Origin of the sequence: Mycobacterium colombiense, assembly GCF_003284935.1 — a bacterium.
Taxonomy (GTDB): domain Bacteria; phylum Actinomycetota; class Actinomycetes; order Mycobacteriales; family Mycobacteriaceae; genus Mycobacterium; species Mycobacterium arosiense_A.
This window is the reverse complement of record NZ_QMEV01000007.1, coordinates 87,947-113,814: the sequence shown is the minus strand read 5'-3', so window position 1 is coordinate 113,814 and position 25,868 is coordinate 87,947. Positions and strand designations below refer to the sequence as shown.

Sequence of the window (25,868 nt, the reverse complement as noted above, 5' to 3'; positions counted from 1 at the left end):
AGCGTGACGCCGGATGCCGAGTGCCACGCTAGCGCGACGGTCGGTGGCCTTAGGCTTGCACGCATGAGTCTGGTGGCCGGTCGGGGTCCGCTCAGCGGGGATCCCGCGGGCCGCTTCGCGCCCGCCATCCCAGACGACGTCGTCTACGTGGAACCGCATCCCCGGCGAGTGCAGGCCGTCAAGGACGGGCGCGTGGTGATCGACACCGAGCGGGCGCTGATGGTGCACCGCCGGGGCAGGCCGCTGAGCTACGCCTTCGCCGCCGACGAGGTCGGCGACCTCCCGAGCGAGCCCGAACCCGAGGCGCCGGGTTTCGTCCAGGTGCCCTGGGATGCGGTCGACACCTGGCTGGAAGAGGGGCGCCGGCTCGTGCACTACCCGCCCAATCCCTATCACCGGGTGGATTGCCGCCCGACCCAGCGCCGCCTGCGTGTGCGCGTCGAGGGCACCACGCTGGTGGACACCGACGACACGGTGATCGTCTTCGAAACCGCCCTCGCCCCGCGGCTCTACGTCGATCCGGCCCACGTGCGCACCGACATGCTGCGGCCCTCGCAGACGGAGAGTTACTGCAACTACAAGGGCTTCGCGACGTATTGGTCGTTCGCCTCGGGCGACCACGTCGTGCCGGACGTCGCCTGGAGCTATCCCGGCCCGCCGCCGGAAAGCCTGCCCATCAAGGGGTTTCTGAGTTTCGACGAGACCCGCGCCGAGGTGACGGCCGAGCTGCCGGTCAGCGCCCGTAGCTAGGACGCCCGAGCCCCAGCTCGTGCTGGGCGATCATGTTGCGGAACACCTCCATGGTGCCGCCGTAGATGCCGGCGGGCACGGCGTGCCGGAAGATGAATTCGATGGCTCCGTCGTCGGGCGAACCCGGTGTGTCGGTGGGCAATGCCGATGCCGTCCCCAGCAGGTCCATCAACTCCTGGGATACCTCCCGCATGGTTTGAATGAGCGCCACACGCCCATACATTCCGGGAGTCGACATGGCCGCCTCGATGCGGGCCATGCTGCGCCCGAGCCGGTATCTGATCGCCTCGTCGTCGATCGGTCGCCGGCCGGCCGCATCGGGTGTCGACAGGATCGCCGCGACGCCGTCGGCCGCCTCGGCCATCAGGTGACCGTGCTCCGATAGCATCGAAATGTTCTGCAGGCCATGGTCTTGCGGGTCGGTAACGCCATGCTCGGCGTCGAGGGCGGACCGCATCACCGTCCAGCCGCCGTTGACCTCACCGATCCGGTAGAGGTCGTCGACCCGCACGTCGCTGTAATACACGATGTTGGTGCGGTCACCGTCCAGCGTGCGGATGCCCTGGATCTCGATGCCGTCGGAGTCCAGCGGCACCAGGAACATGGTGAGGTTCTTGTGTTTACGTCCCTGCGGATCGGTGTTGGTGAGCAGGAAGACGTACTCGGCGTTCTGCGCGTTCGAGGTGAACATCTTGGAGCCGTTGATGATCCAGCTCGATCCGTCCGCCTCGCGCACGGCCCGGGTCTTGCAGGTGGCGACGTCGGAGCCGCCCTCGGGCTCGGTGTAACCCAGGCAGAGCCGGATCTCCCCGGACAGCACGCCCGGCAGGATCGCGTCGGCGAGTTCGGGCGCCCCGAATTGCTGGACCAACCGCGCGACGACCGCCGTGGTGCCCCAGTGGAACCACGGCGTGTGAGCACGGCCGATCTCGAGGTGAAAGATTCGCCGGCGCACCGGGTCGAATCCCCCTTCGGACTCCAGCTTCCAGTCCGACGTCAGATACCCCGCCTCGCCCAGCGCCAAATGCACCGGCTCACTGAAGTTCTCGCCGGTTTCCCGATCGCGCCGCCGCACTTCCTCGGTGACGTGTTCGGCCATGAACGCCCGGGTCTCGTCGAGGAATTTCTGATCCTCGGGCGAAAGGTCGACGCGGGAGAAGTCCATCAGGCCGCGTCGATAACCAGGGTGCGGAACCGGTCGAGGGTTTCGAGCGCGTGCGTCAGGCTGTCACCGGGTAGGTGGATGCTGACCCACGTCACGCCCAGCTTCTCCAGCTTCTCCAGGCCGTGCAGGTAGGCGTCGGCGTTGAAGTCATCGTCGGTGATGCTGCCGCCGTCGAAGTTGGTGAACGAAATGTCGATCGACGACCAATCACGCTGCGCCGCATCGCATCTGCACTTCAGGTCGTCGATGCCGTCGGCGAGCTTCGCCACGGAGTCGATGGCCGCGGTGCCGGCCGTCTGGGCCAGCTGCGGGGGTGCGGGAAAAGGGCACCAGCCGTCGCCGTATTGGGCGACCCGCTGCCGCGACGACGACGTGTTGCCGCCGATCCAGATCGGCGGGTGCGGATCGCTGACTGGGCGCGGGTGCGCGGTGATGCCACGCGCGCTGAAATGCTTGCCCTCGAAGGAGATATCGTCGCCGGTCCAGATGGCCCGGATCACCTGCAGCGATTCCTCGAACAACTCGGCTCGCTCGTCGTAGCTCACCCCCAGGGCCGCGAACTCGCGCTTGAGATAACCCACTCCCACCGCGAGCGTGAACCGTCCACCCGAGAGCAGGTCCAGGGTGGCGCCGGACTTGGCCACCACGAACGGGTTTCGGTACGGCAGCACCACGATGTTGGGGATCAGCCGCAGCGTCGACGTCGTCGCCGCCGCGAAACCCAAAGCGACAAAGGGATCCAACGCGTCGTGTCCGCCGGCCTCGAGCCAGCGCTGCGAGGGCGCCGGATGGTCGGTGAAGCCGAAGCCGTGAATTCCGGCCGCCTCGGTCGCGGCGGCCACCTTGCCGATCCCGTCCCCGCTCACCAGCTCCGGGTTGTACGGATGGCTGTGCATCGGGTGGGTGATGGTGAACCGCATGGCCTTAGAACCGCGCGCGAGAGTCGATCGCCGTGTCGCTGGTGCGCAGCGGACGGATCAGCGCCTCCTGGGCGAAAGAGGCCAGCAGCTCGCCCTCTTCCGAGTGCACGGTCCCGCGCACATACGACATGCCCGCGCCGACCTGGGTGCTCTCGTGGGTGTAGAGCAGCCACCCGGTCCAGTCCACCGGTTCGTGGAAGGCGACCGAGATGCTCATCGGCGCGGTCGACACGGTCAGGTGCGCCTGGGCGGTGCCGATGCCCTCGTGCGCCCGCATGGTCGTGGAGATCCCGAGATGGCCGGTGAAGTACGCGAGCAGCGCCTTGGCTAGTTCGTCGCGGGTCGGGATCGGGTCGTAGTGCAGCCACGCGTAGAGCTCCGGCGGGCCGACCTCGTCGGGGCTGTTGACGTCGACGACGTCGACGAGGCGCAGCTCCCGGCCGACCATCGGCATCGGCGAGGGGTTCGCGTCCGCCGGCGCGGCGACGTCGGGGCGCGGCAGGTGGTGACGGATGACGTCGTCGGTGGGGACGTCGGCCAGCACCGTGATGCTCAGGCAGCGCCGGCCGTTCTGATGCACGGCGACCACCGCGGTGGCCGTCGACCGGCCTTCGGCCACGACGTCGAGGACGAGTTCTATCGGCGGGCCGACCACCACGGCCCGGGAGAACACCGCGTGCGCCGAGCGCACCGACTTGTCGGGGAATCGCTTCGCCACCGCGACGATCGCCTGCGCGAGCACCTGGGTGCCCTCCACCACCTGGCGTTCGTCACCCGCCGCGATGCCGGTCTCACCGGTGAACGTGTCGTCCCCGTCGGCCTGCACGTCAAACAGATCCAGCAGGCCCTGCACGGTCCATTCGGTCTGCGCGGATTCCTCAGACGCCTTCGTCAATCCCGTCACCTCTCGCGCTCGCAGCTCAGCGCTCAGCGTGACACTTTGAGTAGGATTTGTAAAGCTTGGCTAACAAGACGGCGGACCCGCCGAGCGGCGGGGCGACCGAAAGCACAGGGAGGCAACGCAATTGGGCATCGTGACGACCACTTCGGAGACCGCGTTCACCCAGTCCGCCGAAACGGTGTACGACTTCGTCACCAACCCGCAGGACTGGACCAAGACCTACCCCGGCAGCGCCCACATCGCCAACCTGCCGCGGCTCCCGCTCAAGGTCGGTGATACCTGGGAGGAAGCCGGCCCCGACGGCGACCGCGTTTTCACGTGGCAGCTGGCCGCCGCGGTGCGCCCGACGCGGTTCGTGTTCACCTCGGTCGGCCGGCTGGGCCATGACCGCGACGGTAACGGCGGCATGGAGGGGCGCATCACGGTCTCCTACCACTTCACCAGGCCGGGGCAGGACGTCACGCTGTTCTCCCGGACCATGACGATCGAGGCGTACAAGCACGCCCCGCTGCCCGATCAGCTCTTCATGCAGGCCAATCCGGCCAAGATCGACGCATACCACGAGGCCGTGGCCCGCGAGCTCGCCCGGCAGGCAGATTGACACCGGTACCCGCGGTGCATGACACTTTTTCGGTGTTTTGTAAAGCAGAGCTTGTTGCGCCAGGCGGGGACCGATGATCCCCGAGCCGCTGGCCAACGGATTCTGCTTCGGCGAGGGCCCGCGCTGGTTCGAGGGCCTGCTCTGGTTCTCCGACATGCTGGGCGAAGCCGTGCACACCGCGACCATGGGCGGATCGCTGACCACGCTGCCGCTGCCCGGGCATTCGCCGTCGGGCCTGGGGTTTCGGCCCGACGGGTCGCTCCTGATTGCCTCCACCGAGGACCGGCAGGTGCTGCGCTATGACGGCGAAACCGTCGTCACCATCGCCGATCTCGCCGACGTGGCGCCGGCCAACCTCGGTGACATGGTCATCGACGACGCGGGCCGCGCCTACATCGGCTGCCAAGCGTTGCGCGGCGGCGTCATCCTCCGTCTGGACCCCGACGACAGTGCGACCGTCGTGGCCGAAGACCTCGACTTCCCCAACGGGATGGCGATCACCCCGGACCGCACGACGCTGATCGTCGCCGAGTCGACGGGCCGGCGATTGACGGCCTATTCGATCGCCGCCGACGGCGGACTGTCCGACCGCCAGGTTTTCGCCGACGGCCTGGACGGGCCGCCCGACGGCATCGCGCTCGACGCCGACGGTGGGGTGTGGGCGTCGATGACGCTGGCCCATCAGTTCGAGCGGATCACCGCCGGCGGCGGCGTGACCGACCGCATCGACATGGGCGAGCGGGTCGCCATCGCCTGCGCGCTGGGCGGTCCGCAGCGCCGCACCCTGTTTTTGTTGTCGAGCACGGAGGCCTATCCTCAGCGCCTGGCCGGCACCCGGCTTTCCCGGCTGGATGCGGTCACGGTGACCACCCCCGGCGCCGGCCTGCCCTGACCCGAGAGGTTGACGATGACCGACGCCTATTACGAGCTGATCGACCCGGCCGGCGATGACGCCGGGTTGGGCGAGAGGTTCCGGGCGACCGATCTGGCGCGCGGCACCTGGTCGGCGGCCATCCAGCACGGCGGTCCGGTGTCCGCGCTGCTGGTCCGGGCGCTGGAGCGGTGCGAACAGCGCGACGACACCCGGTTGTCCCGCGTGGTCATCGACCTGTTGGGCGGGGTCCCCGCCGAGGGCGACCTGTGGGTGCGCGCGCAGGTGCAACGCCCCGGCAAGCAGATCGAGCTGCTCGGCGCCGAAATGCTGGCCCCGGGCCCCGACGGGACCCCGCGCCCGGTGGCGCGCGCCACCGGATGGCGGTTGCAACACCAGGACACGCAGTCCCTGGCGCACGCGGCCGCCGCGCCGCCGCGGCCGCGGGCCGAGGCCTTCGACCGCAACCTGAAGGCGCGCGACTGGGACCGCAATTACGTGCACAGCCTTCAGTGGTTGTGGCTGACCGAGCCGCTGAGCGAAGGGCCCGGCGAATCCTGGATCAACCCGACCGTCGATTTGGTCAACGGCGAGTCCATGACGCAGCTGGAGCGGCTGTTCGCGGTGGCCGACTGCGCCAACGGCATCGGCAGCAAGCTCGACATCACGAAATGGACGTTCCTCAACACCGATCTCGCGGTGCATGTGTTTCGTGTTCCTGATGGCGACTGGATCGGCATTCGGGCGGAGACCAGCTACGGGCCGGACGGGATCGGGACGACCATCGGCACGTTGTTCGACGAGCAGGGCGCGGTCGGCGCCATCCAGCAGTCGGTGTTGGTGCGCCGGCGCCCGCCTCGGGCCTAACGTGGGAGCGAATGATCATGACACCTCGGCGACACCGCGAAGAGTTTGAATCATGAGCCAGCCGGCCCGGGCGACGACGATCGCCGACAACGACACCTCGACCCGTCAGCGGATTCTGGCGGCCACCGCCGAGGTGCTCGGCCGTAACGGCAAGACCAAGCTGAGTCTGTCCGACGTCGCCACCCAGGCCGGGGTCTCCCGCCCGACGCTGTACCGCTGGTTCGCCTCGAAAGAGGAGTTGCTGTCGGCGTTTTCGGCCTACGAGCGCCAGATCTTCGAGAGCGGATTGGTGAAGGCCACCGCGGGCCTGAAGGGCGTGGACAAGCTGGACGCGGTGCTGCGGTTCATCGTTGAGTACCAGCATTCGTACTCCGGTGTGCGCATGGTCGACGTCGAGCCCGAGCACACCATCGCCCAGTTCTCCTGGGTCATCCCGCAGATGCGTGAGGGACTGCAGCGCCACCTGCCCGGGCCCAACGCGGCGGTGAAGGCGGCCACCGTGATCCGGATCGCGATCTCGCACTACATCGTGCGCAGCGATGATGCCGATCAGTTTTTGGCGCAGCTGCGGCACGCGGTGGGGATCAAGGGGAGTTAATCGAAAAGCACCGCGGCATTAAGGAATCCCGTCGGGTCCAGGGCCGCTTTGACCGTGCGCATCGCGGCGATATCGGCGGCCTCGCGGGACATCCCCAGATACGGCCGTTTGCGGCTGCCGACGCCGTGTTCGGAGCTGACGTTGCCGCCGGACCGCGCGATGAGCTCCATCATCGGCTCATACAGCGCCCGCTCGCGGTCGGCAGGGCAGCGCAACACGTTCAGGTGCAGGTTGCCCTCGCCGACGTGGCCGAACAACACCGGCAGCGCGTCGGGGGCATGGGTGTGCACCAATTCGATTGCGTGGCTCTCGAATTCGCTGATCGCCGATAGCGGCAGCGACACATCGAATTTCAGCGGTGGTCCGTACACGCCGAGCACCTCGGCCAGCGATTCGCGCACCTGCCACAACCGTTGCTGCGCAACGAGATCCACCCCGACCGCGGGCTCGCCACACATCGGGACGTCATCGAGCAGCTCGGCGAGCCGCTCGGTCTGGTCGTGGTCGGCGGCCAATTCCACCAGCAGCAGCCAGTCGCCGGAGACCGGCGAACCGACGCCGCGATGCTCCCCGGTCAGCGCGGCGGCCCGGCCGTCGATCAATTCCAGGGCGGCGATGCCGTCCACGTCGCGGAACACCCGCCCGGCCGTCACCAGCGCGTCGAGGTCGGCAAGCCCGCAGATCGCGGTCACCCGGTGTGACGGGGCGGCGTGCAGCCGCAGGTCCAGCTCGGTGATGACGCCCAGCGTGCCCTCGGCGCCCACGAACAGCGCCGGCAGGTCGTAGCCGGTGTTGTCCCGGCGCACCCGGCTGTGCCGGCGCAGCAGTGTGCCGTCGGGCAGCGCCACCTGCACGCCGACGACCTGCTCGCCCATGTTGCCGTAGCGGACCGTGCGCAGGCCGCCGGCGTTCGTCGACGCCATGCCGCCCACGGTCGCGGTGTCACGGGCGGCCAGGTCCACGCCGAACACCAAACCGGCTGCGGCGGCGGCCCGTTGCACCGCGGCCAGGGTGGCTCCGGCGCCCACCTCGATGCGGCGTTCGATGGTGTCGACATCGGCCACGGCGTGCAGCCGCTCGGTGGACAACAACACGTCGTCGTGCTCGGGAACGGTGCCGGCCACCAGCGAGGTCCGCCCGCCCTGCACCGTCACGTGCGCGCCGGCGTCGCGGCACACCCGCAGCACCTCGGCGACCTGCTCGGCCGTGCCCGGCCGCACCAGGGCGCTCGCCTTGCCGCGGTAGCGGCCGGTGTGGTCGACGCTGCGCGCCGCCAGCACGTCGGGATCGGTGACGACGTGGTTCGATCCGACCAGGCCCGCCAGGCTGCGCAGCATGCTCGCGGTTATAGCACCGCCGGCAAGCGGTGATCACACCGGCCGCGTGTTGTCCGGATTCGGCCCGGCGGCGGCGGGACCGCGCGGAAACACTCTTCGAAATGGCTGTTCTCGCACCCCCGTCAAACATCGGGCATATGGATCGTTGCCCGCCTCTGAGCGACAACCGATCCGCGCGGAAGCGACCCGGGAGCAACCACGAGTGACCGCCACCGGTTGTCGCTCAGAGGCGGGCAACAGCAGCATGCCTTCCGGCGCGTGAAACGCGCCCGCCTAGGCGCGGCGCCCTAGAACTCCTTGTGATTCACGTCGGTGACCAGGCCGCCGTCCATGATGAACTCACTGCCGGTGGAGTAGGACGACTCGTCGCTGGCCAGGAACAGCACGAAGGTGGCGACCTCGCGGACCTCGCCCGGGCGGCCCAGCGGGATGGTCACCATGTCCTCGGGCAGGTGCGCGGTCATCGGGGTGCGGATGAACCCCGGGTGCACCGAGTTGACCCGGATGTTGTGCGGCGCCAGCTCCAGGGCCGCCGATTTCGCCAGGCCGCGCACGCCCCACTTGGACGCGACGTAGGGGTGCACCATGGGCGCGCCGCGCAGGCCCTCGATGGACGACACGTTGATGATCGAGCCGCCCCCTGCCGCGATCATCGGCTCGACCGACGCCCGCATGCCCAGGAACGTCCCGGTCAGGTTGACGTCAATCACCTTCTGCCACTTGGCCAGATCGAAGCTCTTCAGCGGGCCGAGCGCGACGGTGCCGGCGTTGTTGACCAACACGTTGAGCTTGCCGAATTCGCTCACCGCGGTGGCAACCGCGGCGTCCCACTGGTCGGGCTGAGTGACGTCGAGGTGCACGTAGCGCGCGGACTCGCCGATCTCGTCGGCCAGCGCCTTGCCCTGGTCGTCCAGGATGTCGCCGATCACGACCTTGGCGCCCTCCTCGACCAGCAACCGTGCGTCTTCGGCTCCCATACCGCCCGCGCCACCACTGATCAGCGCTACCTTGCCGTCTACCCGACCCACGCGGGTCTCCTTTCGATTTAGGTGGTCACCAAAGTGCTTGGTGCGTAAAGGCCTTTGCCCGTAACCAGGGGCAAGTCAAGCGTGGTCGCGATGCCCGGCGGCGCCGCGATCACCGCGGGGATGGCGTTGACGACGCGGCCCGCCGCGCCCGCGATCGCCGCGTGGTTGTGGTCGCCCTTGCGGCTGCTCGGGACGATGTCGACCGCATACGAGGGCTCGCCGGTGATCTCGACGCGGTAGGAGCCGTCGCCGGATGCGGGCTGGGGCAGGTCGGGGCGCAGGTCGGGCCGCAACCGGGTGACGTGCTCGATGACGATGGCCGGGTGGCCCTTGACCATGCCGCGAATCTCGAACTGCAGCACCGCCACCGTGCCCTTGGCGACGTGACCGACCGCGATGTCGAAATCCTCCGGCGCGGGCTCGCGCTGGTAGGACTCGGTGATCTCGTCGACCTCGATGCCCAGGCCGGCCGCCAGCTGACGGATCGCGGTTCCCCAGGCGATGCTGAGGATGCCGGGCTGCAGCAGCATCGGGATCTCGTCCATGGGCTTGGCGAATCCCATGTAGTCCATGACCTCGGTCCCGTTGTAGGACGCGTAGTCGTGGATCTCCATGCAGCGCACCTGCTCGATGCGTTGACACGTGCCGGCGAGTGCCAGCGGGATCAGGTCGTTGGCGAACCCCGGGTCGACACCACTGATGAAGATGGTCGAATTACCTTGCTTGGCAGCGTCTTCCACGCGGGCGATGTACTTGTCGGGAATCACGCCCCACGGATATTGCAGCAGCCCCGGCGACGACCCGACGACGTTGATGCCGGTGGCCAGGATGCGCATGACGTCGGCCATCGCCTCGGGCAACCGGGTGTCGCCCATCGCGCAGTACACGACGCAGTCGGGCTTGGCGGCGATGATGGCGTCCAGGTCATTGACGGCCGCGACCCCCGTGACCACACCGGAGTCCAGGCCGACGCCGCACAACTCACCGGCGTCCTTGCCCACCTTCTCGGGCGTCGACACGCACACCCCGGTCAGTTCGAACTGCGGGTTGGTGATGAGTTCGGCGAGGGCCAGCCCTCCGACATTTCCGGTGCCGACGTGCGCGACGCGGATCGCCATGACAATCTCCGTCCCTGAAAACCCTGGACAACTTTTCTAGACAGTAGTCCATAAAATTTGGGCAGCATACCTGCGGCACTGCCGCGGCCCGCGGGGCAGAATCAATCGCTGATGACACCCCGCGAAGATCTTCGGTTCCCCTCCGGCGACGACCTGATCAGCGCCTGGCTCTACCGGCCGGCGGGCGACGGACCCGCGCCGCTGCTGGTGATGGCGCACGGCCTGGGTGCGGTGCGCACCATGCGACTGGACGCATACGCCGAGCGTTTCAGCGCGGCCGGCTACGCCTGCCTGGTGTTCGACTACCGCAACTTCGGCGACAGCGAGGGCCGGCCGCGGCAGGTCCTCGACGTCGGCATGCAGCTCGCCGACTGGGCCGCGGCCGTCGCCTACGCCCGCACCCTGCCGGGCATCGACCCCGACCGGATCGCCCTGTGGGGCACCAGCTTTGCCGGCGGCCACGTCATCGCCTCGGCGGCCCGGCTGCCCGGCATCGCCGCCGCCGTCGCCCAATGCCCCTTCACCGACGGCCTCGCGTCGGCGCGCACCATCACCAACCCGTTGGTCGCCGCGCGGATCACCGCCCGGGTGGTGCGCGACCTGCTCGCGCGCCGGCGGGGCAGGCCACCGGTGATGGTCCCGACGGCCGGCAGGCCCGGCGAGGTCGCGTTGATGAATACCCCCGACGCGTACGCGGGCTACCTGCGACTGGTGCCCGACGGGGCCGAGTTGCGCAACGAGGTCGCCGCCCGAATCGCGTTGCAGGTCTTCAGCTATCGCCCCGGCCGCGAAACGCCCAACATCGAGTGCCCGATCCTGTTCTGCGTGTGCGAGGCCGACTCGGTGGCGCCCGCGTCGGCCACGCTGCGCCACGCGGCCAAGGCGCCCCGCGGCGAGATCAAGCTGTATCCGGAGGGCCACTTCGCGATCTACGTCGACGACGCCTTCGAGCGGGTGGTCGCCGACCAGGTCGCGTTCCTCGATAAGCACCTCAAAGGTGCGACCGCCTAGGGTCCGAGCGGGGACGTCGTGCGAATGGCCTCGTCGCGGATCAGCCCGCGCAGCAGCGCGGTGCTGAACTCGGCGGCGATCTCCTTGGCCGACCGTCGCCCGCTGGGCCGCAGCCAGCGGTAGGCACCCAGCGTCATGCCGATGTAGCCCAGTGCCAGCACGTGCGAGTCGCACGGGTAGAACTCGCCATCGGCGATGCCGCGGTCGATCAGCCCGTGCACGTGGTGATAGACCTGGGCTTCCTTCTCGCGGACCTCGGCGACCTGCTCACTGGTGAACCACTCGGTGATGTACGGCTGCTCCTGGAAGTACACCGCGGCCCGCTCGGGATCGCTGGCGATACCGGTGAGCAGCCGGACGGTGTACTGGTAGAGCGCCTCGCGCGCCGTCCAGGACGGGTCGTCGTGCACGGCGGCCAGCGTGCCCTCGGCGGCCTGGCGGTAGATGTCGAACAGGATCAGCGACTTGCTGGCGTAATAGTGGTAGACCGTCGCCTTGTTCAACCCGATCACGTCGGCCACATCGTCCATCCGGGTGCCGTGATAGCCGCGCGCAGCAAACAACTTGGTGGCAACCGCCAGCAGCTCTTCGCGCCGGGTCAGCCCATTCGGGGTGATGCTGTCGGTGGGCATCTGTTCTCACTATCGTCGGTATGGCCAGGCCAGGGCCGGTTCGGCCCAGAATAGCTATCAATCAACTGGTTGGACAGTTTAAGCAAAACGCCGGGTGTCACGTGCAGGCGTATGCGACTAGACTCCTCAACGAACGCGTGAGTCGAGAGGTGGGGCCGATGGATCCGAGTCCGGATTACGACGGAAGCGACGAGATCGAGTTCTTCATGCGGTACCTGACCTGGGGCTTGCGTGGGGTCACCGACGGAAACGGATACCCTCCGCCGGCGTACCCGCCCGTCTAGCCCCATCTTTGTCGTGGTGACCCGCTGCGCCCAGCTCCGCTGCGCTTGCGATCACCACGATGGCTACAGCGCTTTGAGTTCCTCGGCGACCTCGGTCACCGACTTCTTCGCGTCGCCGAACAGCATGCTGGTGCCCTCGCCGTAGAACAGCGGGTTGTCGATGCCCGCGAAACCGGAGTTCATCGACCGCTTGAGCACAATCACCGACTTGGCCTTGTCCACGTTGAGGATCGGCATGCCGTAGATCGGGCTGGACGCGTCGTTGCGGGCCGCGGGGTTGGTGACGTCGTTGGCGCCGATGACGATCGCGACGTCGGTGCGGGCGAACTCGTCGTTGATGTCGTCCATGTCCTTCATGGCGTCATAGTCGACCTCGGCCTCGGCAAGCAACACGTTCATGTGCCCGGGCATCCGCCCGGCGACCGGGTGGATGGCGTACTTGACCTCCACGCCCTTGTCTTCGAGCAGCGCCGCCATGTCCTTGACCGCGTGCTGTGCCTGGGCGACCGCGAGGCCGTAGCCGGGCACCACGATCACCTGGTTGGCGTAGGCCATCTGGATCGCGGCGTCGGCGGCCGAGGTGGCCTTGACGGTCTTGTCGCCGCCGTCGCCGCCGCTCGGGGCGACCCCGCCGCCGCCGAAGCCGCCGGCCACGATCGCCGGGATCGAGCGGTTCATGGCCTTGGCCATCAGGTTGGTCAGGATCGAGCCGGACGCGCCGACGATCATGCCCGCGACGATCATCGCGGTGTTGTTCAGCGCCAGCCCCGCGGCCGCGGCCGACAGCCCGGTCATCGCGTTCAGCAGCGAGATGACCACCGGCATGTCCGCGCCCCCGATGGGCAGCACCACCATCAGGCCCAGCACCCCGGCCGCCGCGAGCAGCCCGATCATCCACCACAGCGGCGCCCCGCCGCTGCCGGGATGCGCGTGCAGGCCGATGACGACGGCCGCGGCCACGGCGCCGGCCAGCAGCAGCAGGTTGATCGGCTGCTGCGCGCGACCGAAGCCGATCGGCGATCCGGAGATGATCTCCTGCAGCTTGCCGAACGCGATGATCGAGCCCCAGAACGAGATCGACCCGATGATCGCGGCGAACAACGAGGCCACCACGATGTGCACGGTCGGCGACTCGCCATGCTGGAAGGCCGAAAACCCCTGTGTCTCCATGAATTCCGCGAGCGCGATCAGTGCGACCGTGCCACCGCCGACGCCGTTGAAGAACGCCACCAGCTGCGGCATGGCGGTCATCTTGGTGTAGCGGGCCGGCGGGACGCCGAGCACGATGCCCACCACCAGGCCGGCGATGATCAGCACCCACTGGTCGGTGTGGCGGATCTTGATCAGGGTCGCCGCCACCGCCAGCGCCATTCCCACCGCGGCGATCAGGTTGCCGCGCACCGCCGTCTTGGGGCCGGTCAGGCCCATCAGGCCGTAGATGAACAGGGCGAAGGAGATGATGTAGAGGCCGATCACCAGGTAGTTCATTTGGCCACCGGCTCCTCACTTTTGGCGGGCAATGGTTTCTTCTTGCCCTTGAACATGCCCAGCATCCGGTCGGTGACGATGAACCCGCCGATGACGTTCAGCGTGCCGAACACCACGGCGACGAACAGGATGATCTGCACCGCCAGCGAGGGGTGCTCGACCGAGCCGAACACCACCAGCGCGCCCAGCACCACGATGCCGTGGATGGCGTTGGTGCCCGACATCAGCGGCGTGTGCAGCGTGTTGGGCACCTTGGAGATCACCGCGAACCCGACGAATCCGGACAGCACCAGGATCGCCAGGTTGGCCAAGAGTTCGTCGTACATCTAGGAGTCCTCTCCGGCTGTTTTGCGCCGCTCCTCAGCATCGCTGCGCTCTGCATCGTCGGCGGCGCGATCGCGGGTGACACAGGATTCCGCGATCACTTCGTCGTCGAAGTCCGGCGCCAGCTTGCCGTCGGTGAGCAGCAAATCCAGCAGCGCGGTGATGTTCTTGCTGTAGAGCTCGCTGGCGTGCTCGGGCATGGTGGCCGGCAGGTTCAGCGGCGAGGCGATGGTGACGTCGTGCTTGACCACGGTCTGCCCGGGCTCGGTGAGCTCGCAGTTGCCGCCGGTCTCGCCGGCCAGGTCCACCACCACGCTGCCGGGCTTCATCGCTTCCACCGCCGCCGCGGTGACCAGGCGTGGCGCCGGGCGCCCCGGGACCAGCGCGGTGGTGATCACGACGTCGAAGCCGCTGATCGCCTTCTCCAGGGCCTTCTGCTGCTGCGCGCGCTCCTCGTCGGTCAGCTCACGGGCGTAGCCCCCCTCACCGGAGGCGTCGATGCCGATGTCGAGCCATTGCGCGCCCACCGAGCGCACCTGGTCGGCCACCTCGGGCCGGACGTCGTAGCCGGTGGTGCGGGCGCCCAGCCGCTTGGCCGTCGCCAGCGCCTGCAGCCCGGCCACCCCGACGCCGAGTACCAGCACGGTGGCCGGCTTCACGGTGCCTGCCGCCGTCGTGAGCATCGGGAAGAACCGGGTCGACTCCGAGGCGGCCAGCAGCACCGCCTTGTACCCGGACACGTTGCCCTGTGACGACAACGCGTCCATCGCCTGGGCACGGGAGATCCGCGGGATGGCCTCCAGCGCGAACGCCTGCACGCCGGCCTGCTTCAGCGCGCCGATCGAGTTCTCGGCGTTGCGCGGCGCGAGGAAACCGATGAGCGTCTGGCCGCTGTGCAGCTTGGCGACCTCGGCCTGGGTGGGTGGCGCGACCTTGACCACCACGTCGGCGGCCCACGCGTCGCCGATGCTGGCGCCGGCCTCGGTGTAGAGCGCGTCGGGCAGCAAAGCCCGCTCGCCCGCGCCGGATTCGACCACCACCGCCACGCCGCTGTTCACCAGCGACGCCACCGCCTTCGGCACCAGCGCGACCCGCCGCTCGTCGGTCCCCGATTCGGCGACCACTCCTACCGTCGTCTGCGCATTTGTCATGGCGCGTACATCTACTTTCCGTACTTTCCCGTACTGTCCCTGCCGATGGGCGTGGCCGCGGCCCGGCCGCGCGCTTCGCTACCTTAACCAGGTTTCACCATCGACGTGTCAACGCCCACGGCGGGATACCCCGGAGCGGGTGATCGACGCTCGGGTCGATGGTTCGCCGCCGCCGGGCGCCGCAGTAGCGCCCGCGCCGTTGTGAGGTCACAAGACGGCGTTGTTGCTACCAGAGCGGGATGTCGTGGCCGTGTTCGGACTCCGGGCGGGGCCCGAAGAAGCGCCGCTGCGATTGCTCGATCGGCACGTCGTTGATGCTGGCTTCGCGACGCGCCATCAGCCCGGACTCGGTGAACTCCCACAGCTCGTTGCCGTAGCTGCGATACCACTGGCCGGACGCGTCGCGGCACTCGTACTGGAACCGCACCGCGATGCGGTTGTCGTGGAAATCCCAAAGACTCTTGCGCAGTGCGTAATCGAGTTCGCGCTGCCACTTGCGCGTCAAAAACGCCACGATCTCGTCGCGGCCCACGACGTGTTCGTCGCGATTGCGCCACTGCGAATCCACCGTGTAGGCCAGGCTGACGCGGTGGGGGTCGCGGGTGTTCCAGGCGTCCTCGGCCGCCTGCACCTTCTGCATCGCGGTGTCGCGGGTGAACGGCGGGAACGGGGGGCGGGCTTCACTCATGCCCTCTATCGTGCGCCCCCGCCGGCGGGCTTTCACCGCGGCGTAAGCACTGCGCTGACGACCGGAAACGCAGCGACTCGACACGTGTCCTATCGTGACGGGCATGGACTTCGCGATGTCTGCCAAAGCCAGCGACTACCACAAGCGACTGTCCGACTTCATGACCGAGTACGTCTTTCCGGCCGAGGCCGAATACGACAAATACCGCGCAGAAGCCGGCCCACACGACCACACCGTCCCGCCCGTCATCGAGGACCTCAAAGCCAAGGCCAAAGAGCGCGGCCTGTGGAACCTGTTCCTCCCGGCCGAATCGGGGCTGACCAACCTCGAATACGCCCCGCTGGCCGAACTCACCGGCTGGAGCCTCGAGCTCGCCCCCGAGGCGGTCAACTGCGCGGCGCCGGACACCGGGAACATGGAGACCCTGCACCTGTTCGCCACCGAGGAGCAGCGCAAGCAGTGGCTGGAGCCGCTGTTGGCCGGCGAGATCCGCAGCGCGTTCTCGATGACGGAACCGGCGGTCGCCAGCAGCGATGCCCGCAACATCGAGACCTCGATCGTGCGCGACGGCGCCGACTACGTCATCAACGGGCGCAAGTGGTGGACCTCGGGCGCGGCCGACCCGCGCTGCAAGATCCTGATCGTGATGGGCCGCACCAACCCCGAGGCCGCCAGCCACCAGCAGCAGTCGATGGTGCTGGTGCCGATGGACACCCCCGGCGTGACGGTGGTGCGCTCCACATCGGTGTTCGGCTGGCAGGACCAGCACGGGCACTGCGAGATCATCTACGACAACGTCCGGGTGCCGGCCACCAATCTGCTCGGTGAGGAGGGCGGTGGCTTCGCGATCGCCCAGGCCCGGCTCGGGCCGGGCCGCATCCACCACTGCATGCGCGCGCTCGGCGGGGCCGAACGAGCGCTGGCGCTGATGGTGCACCGCGCGAACAACCGCATCGCCTTCGGCCGCCCGCTCGCCGACCAGGGTCTGGTGCAGCAGGCGATCGCCAAGTCCCGCAACGAGATCGATCAGGCCCGGTTGCTGTGCGAGAAGGCGGCGTGGACCATCGACCAGCACGGCAACAAGGCCGCCCACCTGTTGGTCTCGCAAATCAAGGCGGTGGCGCCGCAGGTGGCGTGCGACGTCATCGACCGCGCCATCCAGGTGCACGGCGCCGCCGGCGTCAGCGACGACACGGTGCTGGCCCGCCTCTACGGCTGGCACCGCGCCATGCGAATCTTCGACGGACCCGACGAGGTGCACATGCGCACCATCGCGCGCACCGAGATCGGCCGCGAACAGTCGGCCTTCGCCGCGGCGGTCACCGGAGAATGACCGAGGCGCTGCGAGAACTGTCCGGCGCGTGGAACTTTCGCGATGTCGCCGACGGCGCTACCGCGATTCGGCCCGGCCGGCTGTTCCGGTCCGGTGAGCTCAGCCGGCTCGACGACGCCGGACGCGCGACGCTGCGCGAGCTGGGCATCACCGACGTCGCCGACCTGCGGGCGAACCAGGAAGTCGCCCGGCGCGGTCCCGGGCTGGTTCCCGACGGCGTCGCGATCCACCGGCTGCCCCTTCCCGACCTCGGCGACGACGAGCCCAGCGACAACGACGCGCCGCACGAGACCGCGTTCCGCCGGTTGTTCGAAGGCGACTCTGATCAGACCGATGAAGAGGTCAACGAGGCCGCCATCCGGCACATGATCGACGAGTACCGGCAGTTCCCGATCCGCAATGGCGCGCAACGCGCTGTGCGGCAGGTCTTTTCGCTGCTGGCCGCCGGCCGCCCGGTGCTCACCCACTGCTTCGCGGGCAAGGACCGCACGGGTTTCGTGATCGCCACCGTGCTGGAAGTGCTCGACGTCGATCGCGACACCATCGTCGCCGATTATCTGCGCAGCAATGCCGCCGTGCCCCAACTGCGCGACCACATCTACGAGATGATCCAGAAGCGCTCCGACGTCGAATTGACCCCGGAGGTCGTCACATTCACCAAGGCCCGGCTGGCCGACGGAGTCCTCGGCGTGCGCCCGGAGTACCTGGACGCCGCACGCCAGACCATCGACACCGAGTTCGGTTCGCTCCACGCGTATCTGCGCGAAGCCGGTGTCACCGACAACCAGGTCGACCGGCTCCGCGCAGAGCTACTGGCCTGAGTCTCAGCCCAGCTTGAAATCGGCCTGCTTCGCCGCGGACAGGTCGGTGATCTCGCCCCACTGCGAGGCGATGTCCTCCACCGTCGGCGGCTTGTCGTAGTTGACGCCCTTGTTCTGGAACAGCGCGACGCGCTGCACCTTGCCGCCACCGACCACGAATACCGAAGCGCTGTTGGGGTTTTCCTCGGTGCACAGGTAGGCCACCACGGGAGCGACGTATTCGGGGGTCAGCTTCTCGAGCACCTCCTTGGGCAGGATGTCCTCGGTCATCCGGGTCGCGGCGATCGGCGCGACCGCGTTGGCGTGGATGTTGTACTTCGCACCCTCGAGCGCCAGGCTGTTGATCAGGCCGACCAGGCCGAGTTTGGCTGCGCCGTAGTTGGTTTGGCCGAAGTTACCGAACAGCCCGCTGGTGGAGGTGGCGACGACGACCCGGCCGTAGCTCTGCTCACGGAAGTGCGGCCAGGCGGCGCGGATGACGTTGTAGCCGCCGTAGAGGTGCACCTTGAGCACGGCGTCCCAGTTCTCGAAGGACATCTTGTGGAAGGTGCCGTCGCGCAGGATCCCGGCGTTGCTGACCACACCGTGCACGGCGCCGAATTCGTCGAGCGCGGTCTTGATCATGTTCTCGGCACCCTCGGGCTCCGCGACGCTGTCGTAGTTGGCGACCGCCCGCCCGCCGGCGTCCTTGATCTCCTTGACCACCTCGTCGGCCATGTTGTGGCCGGCGCCGGTGCCGTCACGCGAACCGCCGAGGTCGTTGACGACGACGCTGGCGCCCTCCTTGGCGAGGGTCAGGGCGTACTCACGCCCCAGGCCTCCACCGGCTCCGGTGACGACGATGACGCGATCCTGCACTCCGGGCATAAGTTTCCTCTCTGCTGTGAAAAACTCGGTTTGGCAACGGTTTCGGTGAAGCCGGGGTCAGAACATCCGGCGGGCCATCTTGAAGGCCCGCTCGGTGTACGGAGGGTAGATGAAGCTCGACAGATCGGGCCGGGTGGGTTTGGTCAAGACCGACTTGCGGTGGCTGAACTCCTCGAAGCCATAGCGGCCATGGTAGGCCCCCATCCCCGAAGCGCCGACCCCGCCGAACGGGAGCTTGGCCGTCGACACCTGGAAGGCGATGTGGTTGACCAGCATGCCGCCCGCCGGCACCTCCTTGATCACCCGCTCACGGGTCTCGCGCCGCTTGGTGAACAGGTAGGCCGACAGCGGCTTGGGCCGCGAATTCACGAAACGTATTGCCTCGTCCAGGTTTTGGACGGTGACCACCGGCAGGACGGGACCGAAGATCTCGTTCTGCATCAGCGGCCCGTCCGGGTCGGGATCCACCACGACGGCGGGCTGGATGCGCAGGTTCGCCGCGTCGCAGGCCCCGCCGACGGTGACCTTGCCGTCTCCGCTGGACAGGTAACCGCTTATCCGGTCGAATTGGCGCTGGTTGACCACCCGCACGCCGCCGGGCTTGTCCGAGGTGAATTTCGTTATGGCAGCGCCGATCTTGTCGACCAGTTCGTCGCGAATCGTGGCGTCCGCCAGGACGTAATCGGGTGCGACGCAGGTCTGCCCGGCGTTGAGCAGTTTCATCCAGGCGATCCGCTTGGCCGCCACCTCCACGTCGGCGTCGGCCGCGACGATGACCGGGCTCTTGCCGCCGAGCTCCAGGGTGCACGGGGTCAGATGCGGCGCCGCACCCTCGTAGACCTTGCGGCCGATCTCGGTGCCGCCGGTGAACAGCACCCGGTCCAAGCCTTGCGCGATGAGCTCCTGGCTGGTCGCGCCGTCGCCCTCGACCACCGCGATGGCGTCCTTGTCGAGATACTTCGGCACCAGCTCGGCCATCAGGTGCGCGGACGCGGCCGCGATCTCGGACGGCTTGAGGATGACGGCGTTTCCCGCGGCGATCGCCCCGACGGCCGGACCCAGGGTCAGGTAGAACGGGTAGTTCCACGCGCCGATGATCAACACGGTGCCGTAGGGCTCGTACTCGATCCAACCGCGGCCGGGAAGTTGCGGCACCTCCAGCAGCTGGTACTTGCGGCGCGTCCACTTCCGCACCTTCTTGGCCGCGTACTTGGCTTCGCCCGCGGTGGTGGCGATGTCGGCGATGTACGCCTCGAAGGGGCTGCGGTCCAGGTCTTCGGCGAGCGCGGCGGCGATGGCGGCCTCGTTCTCCTCCATCAGTTTCGCCAGCTGCAGCAGCTGCCGCTTGCGCCATTCGACGTCGCGGGTGCGGCCGGTGGCGAAGGTCTGGCGGAGCCGGGCAACCGTGGCGGGAACGTCGGCCGTTGCCGCCCCGTTGGTGGAGTCCTTGGCGAGCGATGTCTGCGATGCAACCGATTCGGTGGTCATCATTGTCCTTCCCGAGCAGAGTCCCGCTGCATGGCGGCCGCTCATCGGTGATAACCGCGATACTAACCATCCGGTTGGGAGAGCAGTAGGAAGGATCCGGCCAACCCCGGTCTCGCCGGCCCGTGGCGCCGCGGGCCGGCGGCGGAGGCGCCGCTACTTGACGCAGGGCACGTTCGCCGCGGTCATCTGACTCAGGTCGGTCGGCGCGGGGGCGCGGTCGCCGTTACCGGTGGCGGCCACGGCGCTCACCTGCCCGGACCCGGACGGGTCGGTGGTGGCGCCGGGGTGGGCGAGGTAGTCCGCTGCGGGAAACCCCGTCCCCACGGTCAGCCGCACGGTGCCCGCGGCCACGGCGCTGTTGGCCGTCGCGGGCACGTGCAGTTGATCGGCCAGGGCCTGTGCGCCCCGGTCGGCCCCGGGGCCGTATTCGATGACGCTGTCGTCGGCCGGGGCCGCGGCCGTCGTGGCGCTCCCGCGGGTGAAGCCACGCGCCGCGAAGGCCTCCTCGATGGCGCCCGCGAGTCCGTCCCGCGAGGCCGCGTTGACGACGTCGAGGATCACGGGTTCGGTCAACGGGGGCGCCGGCCCGGTGGTGGGCGAGGCGGCGTCGAGCGCGGCCGGTGTGTCCGACATGAAGCGCTCGTTGACGATGCGCCGGATCGTCGGAAGGTCGACCTGGTTGATGTCGGACCCGTTGGCGTCCTTGCCGAAGCCGGAGATCGGCAGGGTGTACAGCGACAGCGGCCGCGCGCTCAATTGTGAGGCCCGCGAGGCCAATTCCATGATGTCCAGCCCGTCGTCGACGGCGACGTTGTCGCGGGCCACCTGCAGCAGCCTGCGCAGCCCGCTCACACTGGACAGTGCACCGCCGCCGCGCGCAGCCTGGACCAGCGACACCAGGAACGCCTGCTGCCGTCGCGTGCGGTCGAAATCGGTGAACGAGCCGTCGTTTTCGTCGCGGCGCTGCCGCACGAAGGCCATCGCGTCCGCGGCGTCGATGCGCTGCACCCCTTGGTGAAAGTCGGCGCCCGAGTAGCTGTCCCGCGTATCGGCGTTGAGGCACACCGTGATCGGCTCGACGGCCTTGGCGATCTGGAAGAACGCGCCCAGCGTGATCTCGACGAAATGGTCGACGGAGATGCCCAGAAAGTCGTTGACGGCGCTGATTTCGGCCTTGCGCCCGGCCTCGCGGGCGGTCTGCTCGCGGGCGGCCAGATTGGTGGCGCCCGCCCCACCCGATTTCCCGGCCGCCTGCGAATTCAGCGACTGCTGATAGGCCAGCCCGTAGGCCTGCTTGATCTTGCCGGCGCAGACCGATCCCGGGCAGCCCGGCAACTCCGCGTAGTCGTCGCGGGGGATCGAGATCGCGGTGACGGGTCCGTCACCGTCCGAAACGTGCACGACGATAAGGACATTGGCGTTGTAGCCGCCCGAGCTTTCGTCGCCCGCGTGCAGCGCGTCGTAGATCTCCTGCGGCAGCGGCTGACCGTTCTGGTCCAACCTGCTGTCCAACCCCATCAGCAAGATGTTCTGATTGCCGTCCAGCGTCGTCGCCGCGTTGGGCAGCGCGTGGGAAATGATGATCCTGCCCAGGGCTGTGTGGTATCCCGTCCAGCCGACGCCGGTGATGGCCATGACGAACGCCGAGGCGATGCTGGCGACCAGCCGGCCTTTGAGCAGCACCCAGCGGTGCGATCGCCCCGATCCGCCGCTGCCCATAATGAGTGACCATTGTCCCGGATGACCTGGCGAAATCCCGGTAACCGCAGCCGCGAGCCCACGGTGAAGGTGCGGCGGGCCTACGAGGTCGGGAGCGGCTGAGCGCGCGCCGCTACAGGCGCTCGCCGATCACGAAGTCGGAGAAGGCGTCCCTGTCTTCGTCGATCTCGGAACTCTGCACCCCGCGACCCAGGCGGTGCATCTCATCGATTGAGTTCTGCGCGGTGGCGCGCCAGCCGTGCTCGTTGAGCCAGTCGGCGAGGTTCGCGCGGTGCTCGTCGCGGTACATCAGCTCGCCGACGTCGACGGTTTCCTCCAAGCCGAGCTCGTCGGCCACCTTCTTGAACCGTTCCCGCATCTGCTGACGGCGCTCCTCGGCGTGCATGGGTGCGGTCTCGGCGGAGACGCGGCTGCCCGCCCGGCTCAGTTCGCCGATCTGGGTGAACAGCTTGTCCTGGGCTTCCGCGGGCAGGTACATCAGCAGGCCCTCGGCCAGCCAGGCGGTGCGTTGGCTGGGGTCGAAGCCGGCGTCGCGCAGCGCGGCCGGCCAGTCCTCACGCAGGTCGATCGCGACCTCGCGGCGGTCGGCCGACGGCGCGGCGCCGCTCTCGGCCAGGGTGGTGGATTTGTACTCCAGCACCTGCGGCTGGTCGATCTCGTAGACCGTGGTCCCGGCCGGCCAGTCGAGGCGGTACGCGCGCGAGTCCAGGCCCGACGCGAGGATCACTACCTGCCGGATCCCGGTGGCGACGGCGTCGGCGAAGTACTCGTCGAAAAAGTGGGTCCGCACCGCTTGGTAGCCGCGCATGTGCTGGATCCGGGCAGCGGATTCCTCGTCGATCGACTCGATCTTGGCGACGACGTCGGGGTCCAGCATGGCCTCCCACAGCACCTCGGCGCCGGCGTTGTTGACGAGCAGCCGGGCGTAGGGGTCGCGGATCAGCGCGTCGGGCTGCTCGGTCTCGATGGCCCGGGCCGCCGCGACCATCACAGCGGTGGTGCCGACGCTGCTCTTGATGTCCCAGGTGTCGTCGTGCGTGCGCAGTGAACTCATGGCGTTGCTCCTTGGCTCAGGTGATTGGCGTGCCGAGACGCGCCCGCAACAGGGTGCTGCGGACCGCCTCGTCGGTCAGGTCGTCGGGCACGGGGCGGCCCAGCCGGGCCATCTCGTCGCGGTTGCTCACGCTGCGCACCTGCCAGCCGTGCTCGGCCAGCCACGCGGCGGCGTCCGAGCGGTCCGGCTCGTGGTACGTCAGCGCCTGGACATTGACGTCCAGACCGAGCCGTTCCCGCATCCGCAGCCAGCGCTGCGAGTTGCTGCGCGAGTTCATGCCGAACATCTCGATCGCGACCTGGCTGCCGGCCGCGCTGAGCGCGGTGAACATCTCGAACAGCCGGTCCTGAGCGTCGCTGGGCAGGTACGGGAGCAGGCCTTCGGCCAGCCACGCGGTGGGCCGGGTGCGGTCGAACCCGGCGGCGGTCAGGGCGGCGGGCCAGTCGTCACGCAGGTCCACCGCGACGGGGTGCCGGATGGCCGAGGGCACGGCGCCGTGCTGCTGCAGGATCCGGGCCTTGTACTCGAGCACCTGGGGCTGGTCGATCTCGTAGACCGCGGTGCCCGTCGGCCAGTCCAGCCGGTACGCCCGGGAGTCGAGCCCGGCGGCCAAGATCACCACCTGCCGGATCCCGGCGCCGACGGCGTCGGCGAAGTACTCGTCGAAGAAGTGGGTGCGCACGGCCTGGTAGTCGATGCCGCACCGGTGCGAGCGCTGCCCGTGCTCATCCCCGTCGAGCCAGGCGAGCTCGGGGTCGGCCAGCCGGGCCCACGCCGGACCGGCCGAGGACACCAGCAGGCGGGCGAACTCGTCGCGGATCAGGGGGTCGGGGCCGGCGGTTTCGGCCGCGCGCGACGCGGCGACCCCCAGCGCGGTGGCGCCGACGAGTTCGGTGATGGTCCAGCTGTCGCCGGCAGACCGCACGGAAGGCGGTAGCGAGGCATCCAGGTCAGTCATATCCCGCCCATGGTACCGGGATAAGTTAGTTAGCCTATACGCTTTGTGCCCAACTTCACTGCGCCGAACGGGCTACGCCTCCGGCCGCCAGAGCGCACCTTCCAGGACCTGGCGCAGCATGCCGGTCACCGCCAGCATCTCCTTGTAGCTCTTGATGTAGCCGGCATACAGGCCGACCCCGGAGATCACCACGAGCAGCGTCTCGACCAATGCCGACGCATCCACATCGGCGACGATCTCGCCGCCCTCGATCGCGTCGTTGACAACGCGCATCAAGAATTCCCGCGCGATCCGCACGGAATCGTTTTCGGTTCCGCTCCATTCCGGATGCCGCTGCGATTCGAGCACGCCGCCGATAATGAATGCCGAGCCGGCGGGATTCTCCGAATTCGCTTTCACCGCCGCGTTGATGAACGCCGTCAGCTGCGCCACCAGCGTGGTCTCGCCCTCGGCCTGTTTAATCCCCGCCCCGATGACAAATTCGTTGGTCTCGTCCATAACCTCGCGATAAAGGGCCCGCTTGCTCGAGAAGTAATGGTTGATCGCCGGGCGGGTGAGGTCGGCGCGCGCCGCGATGGCCTGGAACGTCGCGCCGTCGTAGCCGCGTTCGCTGAAGACCAAACGGGCAGCTTGGATGATCCGCTGCCGCGTCTCATCAGCCTTGGCGGCAGGGGGCCGCCCCGGCCTGCGATTCCCCCGTGGAAGCATTGCTAGAGTGTGCCACCCCCGCGGTGCGGCATTAGCGCATTCGGCGGAATGGTGCCAAATTTTCCGGCTTGGTAGTCCTCTAGCGCCTCGATCAATTCCGCCCGAGTGTTCATCACGAATGGACCGTAGTGGAATACCGGTTCGCGAATCGGCCGCCCGCCCAGAAGCAGCACATCAATGGCTCCCTGGACCGGCAGGCCACGCGAATCCGGGGCACGCTGGGCGCCGACGGTGATCCGATCGCCGGCCCCCAGGACCGCCAGCTGCCCCTGGTGGATCGGGTGCGAGATCGGGCCGACGTACCCGCTGCCGGACAGCACATAGACCAGCGCGTTGAAATCGCGCCGCCAGGGAATGTTGAGCCGGGCCCCGTTCTCGATCGTCGCGTGCGCGAGGGTGATTGGGGTGTGGGTGACGCCCGGGCCCCGGTGGCCATCGATGTCGCCGGCGATGATGCGGATCAGCGCCCCGCCGTCGTCGGAGGCCAGCAGGGCGGCGTCGGCACCCTCGATCGCCTGATACCGCGGGGGTGCGAACTTGTCCTTGCCCGGCAGGTTGACCCAGAGCTGGACGCCGTGAAAGAGCCCGCCGCTGTCGACCAGTTCGGCAGGCGGCGTCTCGATGTGCAGGATGCCGGACCCGGCGGTCATCCACTGCGTCGCGCCGTCGGCGATCAGGCCGCCACCGCCGTGCGAGTCCTGATGCGCGAACTTGCCGTCGAGCATGTAGGTCACGGTTTCGAAGCCGCGGTGCGGATGCCAGTCGGTGCCGCGGGGTTCGCCCGGTTGGTAGTCGACCTCACCCATTTGGTCCATGTGCACGAAGGGGTCCAGCGCCGCCGAGCTGACGCCCGCGAAGGCGCGCACAACCGGAAAACCCTCGCCCTCGTAGCCGCGCGGGCCGGTGGTGATCGAGCGGACGGCCCGCTCGGTGTCCGCGGGACCGGGGCCGCTCACTCGCGGCAGCGTCAGGGTGTCAGCGGTGATTGCAGGCATCGGGCCTCCTCATATAGTGGATGCCCTATATAACCGGACTGGGGTCCACTTATTCCGGGTGTGGGGCCCGCATATTGGCTCACGCGCCACCCCGGTCGCACAGTGGGCCAGGTCGACATCCAGTCCGCCCCGGGCTTGGCGCTGGACATGCGGGCGATAGCTTGAGAGGGCAATATTTGCTGGCATCAAGG

The 25,868-nt window shown here is 68.4% G+C and carries 27 protein-coding genes; 9 read left to right on the top strand and 18 right to left on the bottom strand.

Translation table 11 applies throughout. The features are described 5' to 3' along the window. Positions 1-63: 63 nt before the first annotated feature. Positions 64-750, top strand: coding sequence for a DUF427 domain-containing protein (locus DQP57_RS05865; protein ID WP_112632101.1), 687 nt, complete (start codon positions 64-66; stop codon positions 748-750). Here DQP57_RS05865 and DQP57_RS05860 read toward each other — a convergent pair. From DQP57_RS05860 to DQP57_RS05850, 3 genes are read right to left on the bottom strand one after another with little or no spacing between them, the layout of a single operon-like run. Beyond that, positions 734-1,915, bottom strand: a complete 1,182-nt coding sequence (locus DQP57_RS05860) for an acyl-CoA dehydrogenase family protein (protein WP_112632100.1) — start codon at positions 1,913-1,915, stop codon at positions 734-736. The two genes, DQP57_RS05865 and DQP57_RS05860, sit on opposite strands and share 17 nt — an antisense overlap. Next, complete coding sequence (locus DQP57_RS05855; RefSeq protein ID WP_112632099.1) at positions 1,915-2,835, bottom strand: LLM class F420-dependent oxidoreductase; 921 nt, start codon at positions 2,833-2,835, stop codon at positions 1,915-1,917. Before DQP57_RS05855 ends, DQP57_RS05860 begins: the two co-directional genes overlap by 1 nt. A 4-nt stretch (positions 2,836-2,839) precedes the next feature. Continuing rightward, positions 2,840-3,730 (bottom strand): acyl-CoA thioesterase, encoded by an 891-nt coding sequence (locus tag DQP57_RS05850; RefSeq protein WP_112632125.1) that lies wholly within the window; start codon positions 3,728-3,730, stop codon positions 2,840-2,842. A 130-nt stretch (positions 3,731-3,860) separates the two neighbouring features. On the opposite strand from DQP57_RS05850, the gene DQP57_RS05845 reads away from it, so the two are divergent. From DQP57_RS05845 to DQP57_RS05830, 4 genes are all read left to right on the top strand, one after another. Continuing rightward, on the top strand, positions 3,861-4,337 hold the full coding sequence (locus DQP57_RS05845) for an SRPBCC family protein (protein WP_112632098.1): 477 nt from the start codon (positions 3,861-3,863) through the stop codon (positions 4,335-4,337). 73 nt (positions 4,338-4,410) lie between these two features. Continuing rightward, on the top strand, positions 4,411-5,229 hold the full coding sequence (locus DQP57_RS05840) for an SMP-30/gluconolactonase/LRE family protein (protein WP_112632097.1): 819 nt from the start codon (positions 4,411-4,413) through the stop codon (positions 5,227-5,229). 15 nt (positions 5,230-5,244) lie between these two features. Further along, positions 5,245-6,075: a thioesterase family protein gene (locus tag DQP57_RS05835; protein ID WP_112632096.1), complete on the top strand. Its 831-nt coding sequence runs from the start codon at positions 5,245-5,247 to the stop codon at positions 6,073-6,075. Between the two features lie 52 nt (positions 6,076-6,127). Next, positions 6,128-6,673: a TetR/AcrR family transcriptional regulator gene (locus DQP57_RS05830; protein ID WP_112632095.1), complete on the top strand. Its 546-nt coding sequence runs from the start codon at positions 6,128-6,130 to the stop codon at positions 6,671-6,673. Here DQP57_RS05830 and DQP57_RS05825 read toward each other — a convergent pair. From DQP57_RS05825 to DQP57_RS05815, 3 genes are all read right to left on the bottom strand, one after another. Then, the gene (locus DQP57_RS05825) at positions 6,670-8,010 is read right to left on the bottom strand and encodes an FAD-binding oxidoreductase (RefSeq protein ID WP_112632094.1); all 1,341 of its coding nucleotides are present in this window, start codon (positions 8,008-8,010) and stop codon (positions 6,670-6,672) included. The two genes, DQP57_RS05830 and DQP57_RS05825, sit on opposite strands and share 4 nt — an antisense overlap. Positions 8,011-8,297: 287 nt before the next feature. Then, entirely contained in the window at positions 8,298-9,038 is a 741-nt protein-coding gene (locus DQP57_RS05820) for a glucose 1-dehydrogenase (RefSeq protein ID WP_112632093.1), read from the bottom strand. Positions 9,039-9,055: 17 nt separating this feature from the next. Next, the gene (locus DQP57_RS05815; RefSeq protein WP_112632092.1) at positions 9,056-10,156 is read right to left on the bottom strand and encodes an NAD(P)H-dependent amine dehydrogenase family protein; all 1,101 of its coding nucleotides are present in this window, start codon (positions 10,154-10,156) and stop codon (positions 9,056-9,058) included. 111 nt (positions 10,157-10,267) lie between these two features. Between DQP57_RS05815 and DQP57_RS05810 the strand changes: the two genes are divergently transcribed. Next, positions 10,268-11,167: an alpha/beta hydrolase gene (locus DQP57_RS05810; RefSeq protein ID WP_112632091.1), complete on the top strand. Its 900-nt coding sequence runs from the start codon at positions 10,268-10,270 to the stop codon at positions 11,165-11,167. Here DQP57_RS05810 and DQP57_RS05805 read toward each other — a convergent pair. Further along, the gene (locus DQP57_RS05805; RefSeq protein ID WP_112632090.1) at positions 11,164-11,799 is read right to left on the bottom strand and encodes a TetR/AcrR family transcriptional regulator; all 636 of its coding nucleotides are present in this window, start codon (positions 11,797-11,799) and stop codon (positions 11,164-11,166) included. The two genes, DQP57_RS05810 and DQP57_RS05805, sit on opposite strands and share 4 nt — an antisense overlap. Before the next feature lie 158 nt (positions 11,800-11,957). Between DQP57_RS05805 and DQP57_RS05800 the strand changes: the two genes are divergently transcribed. Beyond that, on the top strand, positions 11,958-12,083 hold the full coding sequence (locus tag DQP57_RS05800; protein WP_003874194.1) for a hypothetical protein: 126 nt from the start codon (positions 11,958-11,960) through the stop codon (positions 12,081-12,083). A gap of 63 nt (positions 12,084-12,146) precedes the next feature. Here the strand turns inward: DQP57_RS05800 and DQP57_RS05795 are convergent, their stop codons facing one another. The 4 genes from DQP57_RS05795 to DQP57_RS05780 all read right to left on the bottom strand — a co-directional run bounded on the left by DQP57_RS05795 (position 12,147) and on the right by DQP57_RS05780 (position 15,734). Next, positions 12,147-13,571: an NAD(P)(+) transhydrogenase (Re/Si-specific) subunit beta gene (locus DQP57_RS05795; RefSeq protein WP_112632089.1), complete on the bottom strand. Its 1,425-nt coding sequence runs from the start codon at positions 13,569-13,571 to the stop codon at positions 12,147-12,149. Continuing rightward, complete coding sequence (locus DQP57_RS05790; RefSeq protein WP_112632088.1) at positions 13,568-13,897, bottom strand: NAD(P) transhydrogenase subunit alpha; 330 nt, start codon at positions 13,895-13,897, stop codon at positions 13,568-13,570. The genes DQP57_RS05795 and DQP57_RS05790 overlap by 4 nt, the downstream gene beginning before the upstream one ends. Continuing rightward, the gene (locus DQP57_RS05785) at positions 13,898-15,046 is read right to left on the bottom strand and encodes a Re/Si-specific NAD(P)(+) transhydrogenase subunit alpha (protein ID WP_112632087.1); all 1,149 of its coding nucleotides are present in this window, start codon (positions 15,044-15,046) and stop codon (positions 13,898-13,900) included. It abuts the gene before it with no gap. A 226-nt stretch (positions 15,047-15,272) separates the two neighbouring features. Further along, on the bottom strand, positions 15,273-15,734 hold the full coding sequence (locus tag DQP57_RS05780) for a DUF1348 family protein (protein ID WP_112632086.1): 462 nt from the start codon (positions 15,732-15,734) through the stop codon (positions 15,273-15,275). 115 nt (positions 15,735-15,849) lie between these two features. Between DQP57_RS05780 and DQP57_RS05775 the strand changes: the two genes are divergently transcribed. Then, positions 15,850-17,067, top strand: coding sequence for an acyl-CoA dehydrogenase family protein (locus DQP57_RS05775; protein ID WP_112632124.1), 1,218 nt, complete (start codon positions 15,850-15,852; stop codon positions 17,065-17,067). Then, positions 17,064-17,888 carry a tyrosine-protein phosphatase gene (locus DQP57_RS05770; RefSeq protein WP_112632085.1) on the top strand — a complete coding sequence of 275 codons (825 nt, stop codon included), beginning with the start codon at positions 17,064-17,066 and terminating at the stop codon, positions 17,886-17,888. The genes DQP57_RS05775 and DQP57_RS05770 overlap by 4 nt, the downstream gene beginning before the upstream one ends. Before the next feature lie 3 nt (positions 17,889-17,891). Here DQP57_RS05770 and DQP57_RS05765 read toward each other — a convergent pair whose 3' ends face one another. The 7 genes from DQP57_RS05765 to DQP57_RS05735 all read right to left on the bottom strand — a co-directional run bounded on the left by DQP57_RS05765 (position 17,892) and on the right by DQP57_RS05735 (position 25,677). Then, positions 17,892-18,755 (bottom strand): SDR family oxidoreductase, encoded by an 864-nt coding sequence (locus tag DQP57_RS05765; RefSeq protein WP_112632084.1) that lies wholly within the window; start codon positions 18,753-18,755, stop codon positions 17,892-17,894. 57 nt (positions 18,756-18,812) lie between these two features. Further along, complete coding sequence (locus DQP57_RS05760) at positions 18,813-20,246, bottom strand: aldehyde dehydrogenase family protein (protein WP_165821754.1); 1,434 nt, start codon at positions 20,244-20,246, stop codon at positions 18,813-18,815. 150 nt (positions 20,247-20,396) lie between these two features. After that, a complete protein-coding gene (locus DQP57_RS05755; protein ID WP_112632082.1) occupies positions 20,397-21,962 on the bottom strand; it encodes an LCP family protein in 1,566 nt (521 codons plus the stop codon). Positions 21,963-22,074: 112 nt separating this feature from the next. After that, positions 22,075-23,016, bottom strand: coding sequence for a class I SAM-dependent methyltransferase (locus DQP57_RS05750; protein ID WP_112632081.1), 942 nt, complete (start codon positions 23,014-23,016; stop codon positions 22,075-22,077). Between the two features lie 16 nt (positions 23,017-23,032). Further along, positions 23,033-23,974, bottom strand: coding sequence for a class I SAM-dependent methyltransferase (locus DQP57_RS05745; RefSeq protein ID WP_112632080.1), 942 nt, complete (start codon positions 23,972-23,974; stop codon positions 23,033-23,035). 72 nt (positions 23,975-24,046) lie between these two features. After that, positions 24,047-24,682: a TetR/AcrR family transcriptional regulator gene (locus tag DQP57_RS05740; RefSeq protein WP_112632079.1), complete on the bottom strand. Its 636-nt coding sequence runs from the start codon at positions 24,680-24,682 to the stop codon at positions 24,047-24,049. 2 nt (positions 24,683-24,684) lie between these two features. Then, entirely contained in the window at positions 24,685-25,677 is a 993-nt protein-coding gene (locus tag DQP57_RS05735) for a pirin family protein (protein WP_112632078.1), read from the bottom strand. Between the last annotated feature and the right edge of the window lie 191 nt (positions 25,678-25,868).

Bases quoted from the DNA above. Each gene is read 5' to 3' on its own strand.
- DQP57_RS05800 (WP_003874194.1), top strand. From the start codon at position 11,958: ATGGATCCGAGTCCGGATTACGACGGAAGCGACGAGATCGAGTTCTTC.
- DQP57_RS05865 (WP_112632101.1), top strand. From the start codon at position 64: ATGAGTCTGGTGGCCGGTCGGGGTCCGCTCAGCGGGGATCCCGCGGGC.
- DQP57_RS05790 (WP_112632088.1), bottom strand. From the start codon at position 13,897: ATGTACGACGAACTCTTGGCCAACCTGGCGATCCTGGTGCTGTCCGGA.
- DQP57_RS05755 (WP_112632082.1), bottom strand. From the start codon at position 21,962: ATGGGCAGCGGCGGATCGGGGCGATCGCACCGCTGGGTGCTGCTCAAA.
- DQP57_RS05835 (WP_112632096.1), top strand. From the start codon at position 5,245: ATGACCGACGCCTATTACGAGCTGATCGACCCGGCCGGCGATGACGCC.
- DQP57_RS05815 (WP_112632092.1), bottom strand. From the start codon at position 10,156: ATGGCGATCCGCGTCGCGCACGTCGGCACCGGAAATGTCGGAGGGCTG.
- DQP57_RS05775 (WP_112632124.1), top strand. From the start codon at position 15,850: ATGTCTGCCAAAGCCAGCGACTACCACAAGCGACTGTCCGACTTCATG.
- DQP57_RS05810 (WP_112632091.1), top strand. From the start codon at position 10,268: ATGACACCCCGCGAAGATCTTCGGTTCCCCTCCGGCGACGACCTGATC.
- DQP57_RS05740 (WP_112632079.1), bottom strand. From the start codon at position 24,682: ATGCTTCCACGGGGGAATCGCAGGCCGGGGCGGCCCCCTGCCGCCAAG.
- DQP57_RS05805 (WP_112632090.1), bottom strand. From the start codon at position 11,799: ATGCCCACCGACAGCATCACCCCGAATGGGCTGACCCGGCGCGAAGAG.
- DQP57_RS05830 (WP_112632095.1), top strand. From the start codon at position 6,128: ATGAGCCAGCCGGCCCGGGCGACGACGATCGCCGACAACGACACCTCG.
- DQP57_RS05795 (WP_112632089.1), bottom strand. From the start codon at position 13,571: ATGAACTACCTGGTGATCGGCCTCTACATCATCTCCTTCGCCCTGTTC.
- DQP57_RS05860 (WP_112632100.1), bottom strand. From the start codon at position 1,915: ATGGACTTCTCCCGCGTCGACCTTTCGCCCGAGGATCAGAAATTCCTC.
- DQP57_RS05750 (WP_112632081.1), bottom strand. From the start codon at position 23,016: ATGAGTTCACTGCGCACGCACGACGACACCTGGGACATCAAGAGCAGC.
- DQP57_RS05785 (WP_112632087.1), bottom strand. From the start codon at position 15,046: ATGACAAATGCGCAGACGACGGTAGGAGTGGTCGCCGAATCGGGGACC.
- DQP57_RS05855 (WP_112632099.1), bottom strand. From the start codon at position 2,835: ATGCGGTTCACCATCACCCACCCGATGCACAGCCATCCGTACAACCCG.
- DQP57_RS05765 (WP_112632084.1), bottom strand. From the start codon at position 18,755: ATGCCCGGAGTGCAGGATCGCGTCATCGTCGTCACCGGAGCCGGTGGA.
- DQP57_RS05780 (WP_112632086.1), bottom strand. From the start codon at position 15,734: ATGAGTGAAGCCCGCCCCCCGTTCCCGCCGTTCACCCGCGACACCGCG.
- DQP57_RS05745 (WP_112632080.1), bottom strand. From the start codon at position 23,974: ATGACTGACCTGGATGCCTCGCTACCGCCTTCCGTGCGGTCTGCCGGC.
- DQP57_RS05770 (WP_112632085.1), top strand. From the start codon at position 17,064: ATGACCGAGGCGCTGCGAGAACTGTCCGGCGCGTGGAACTTTCGCGAT.
- DQP57_RS05735 (WP_112632078.1), bottom strand. From the start codon at position 25,677: ATGCCTGCAATCACCGCTGACACCCTGACGCTGCCGCGAGTGAGCGGC.
- DQP57_RS05840 (WP_112632097.1), top strand. From the start codon at position 4,411: ATGATCCCCGAGCCGCTGGCCAACGGATTCTGCTTCGGCGAGGGCCCG.
- DQP57_RS05760 (WP_165821754.1), bottom strand. From the start codon at position 20,246: ATGATGACCACCGAATCGGTTGCATCGCAGACATCGCTCGCCAAGGAC.
- DQP57_RS05825 (WP_112632094.1), bottom strand. From the start codon at position 8,010: ATGCTGCGCAGCCTGGCGGGCCTGGTCGGATCGAACCACGTCGTCACC.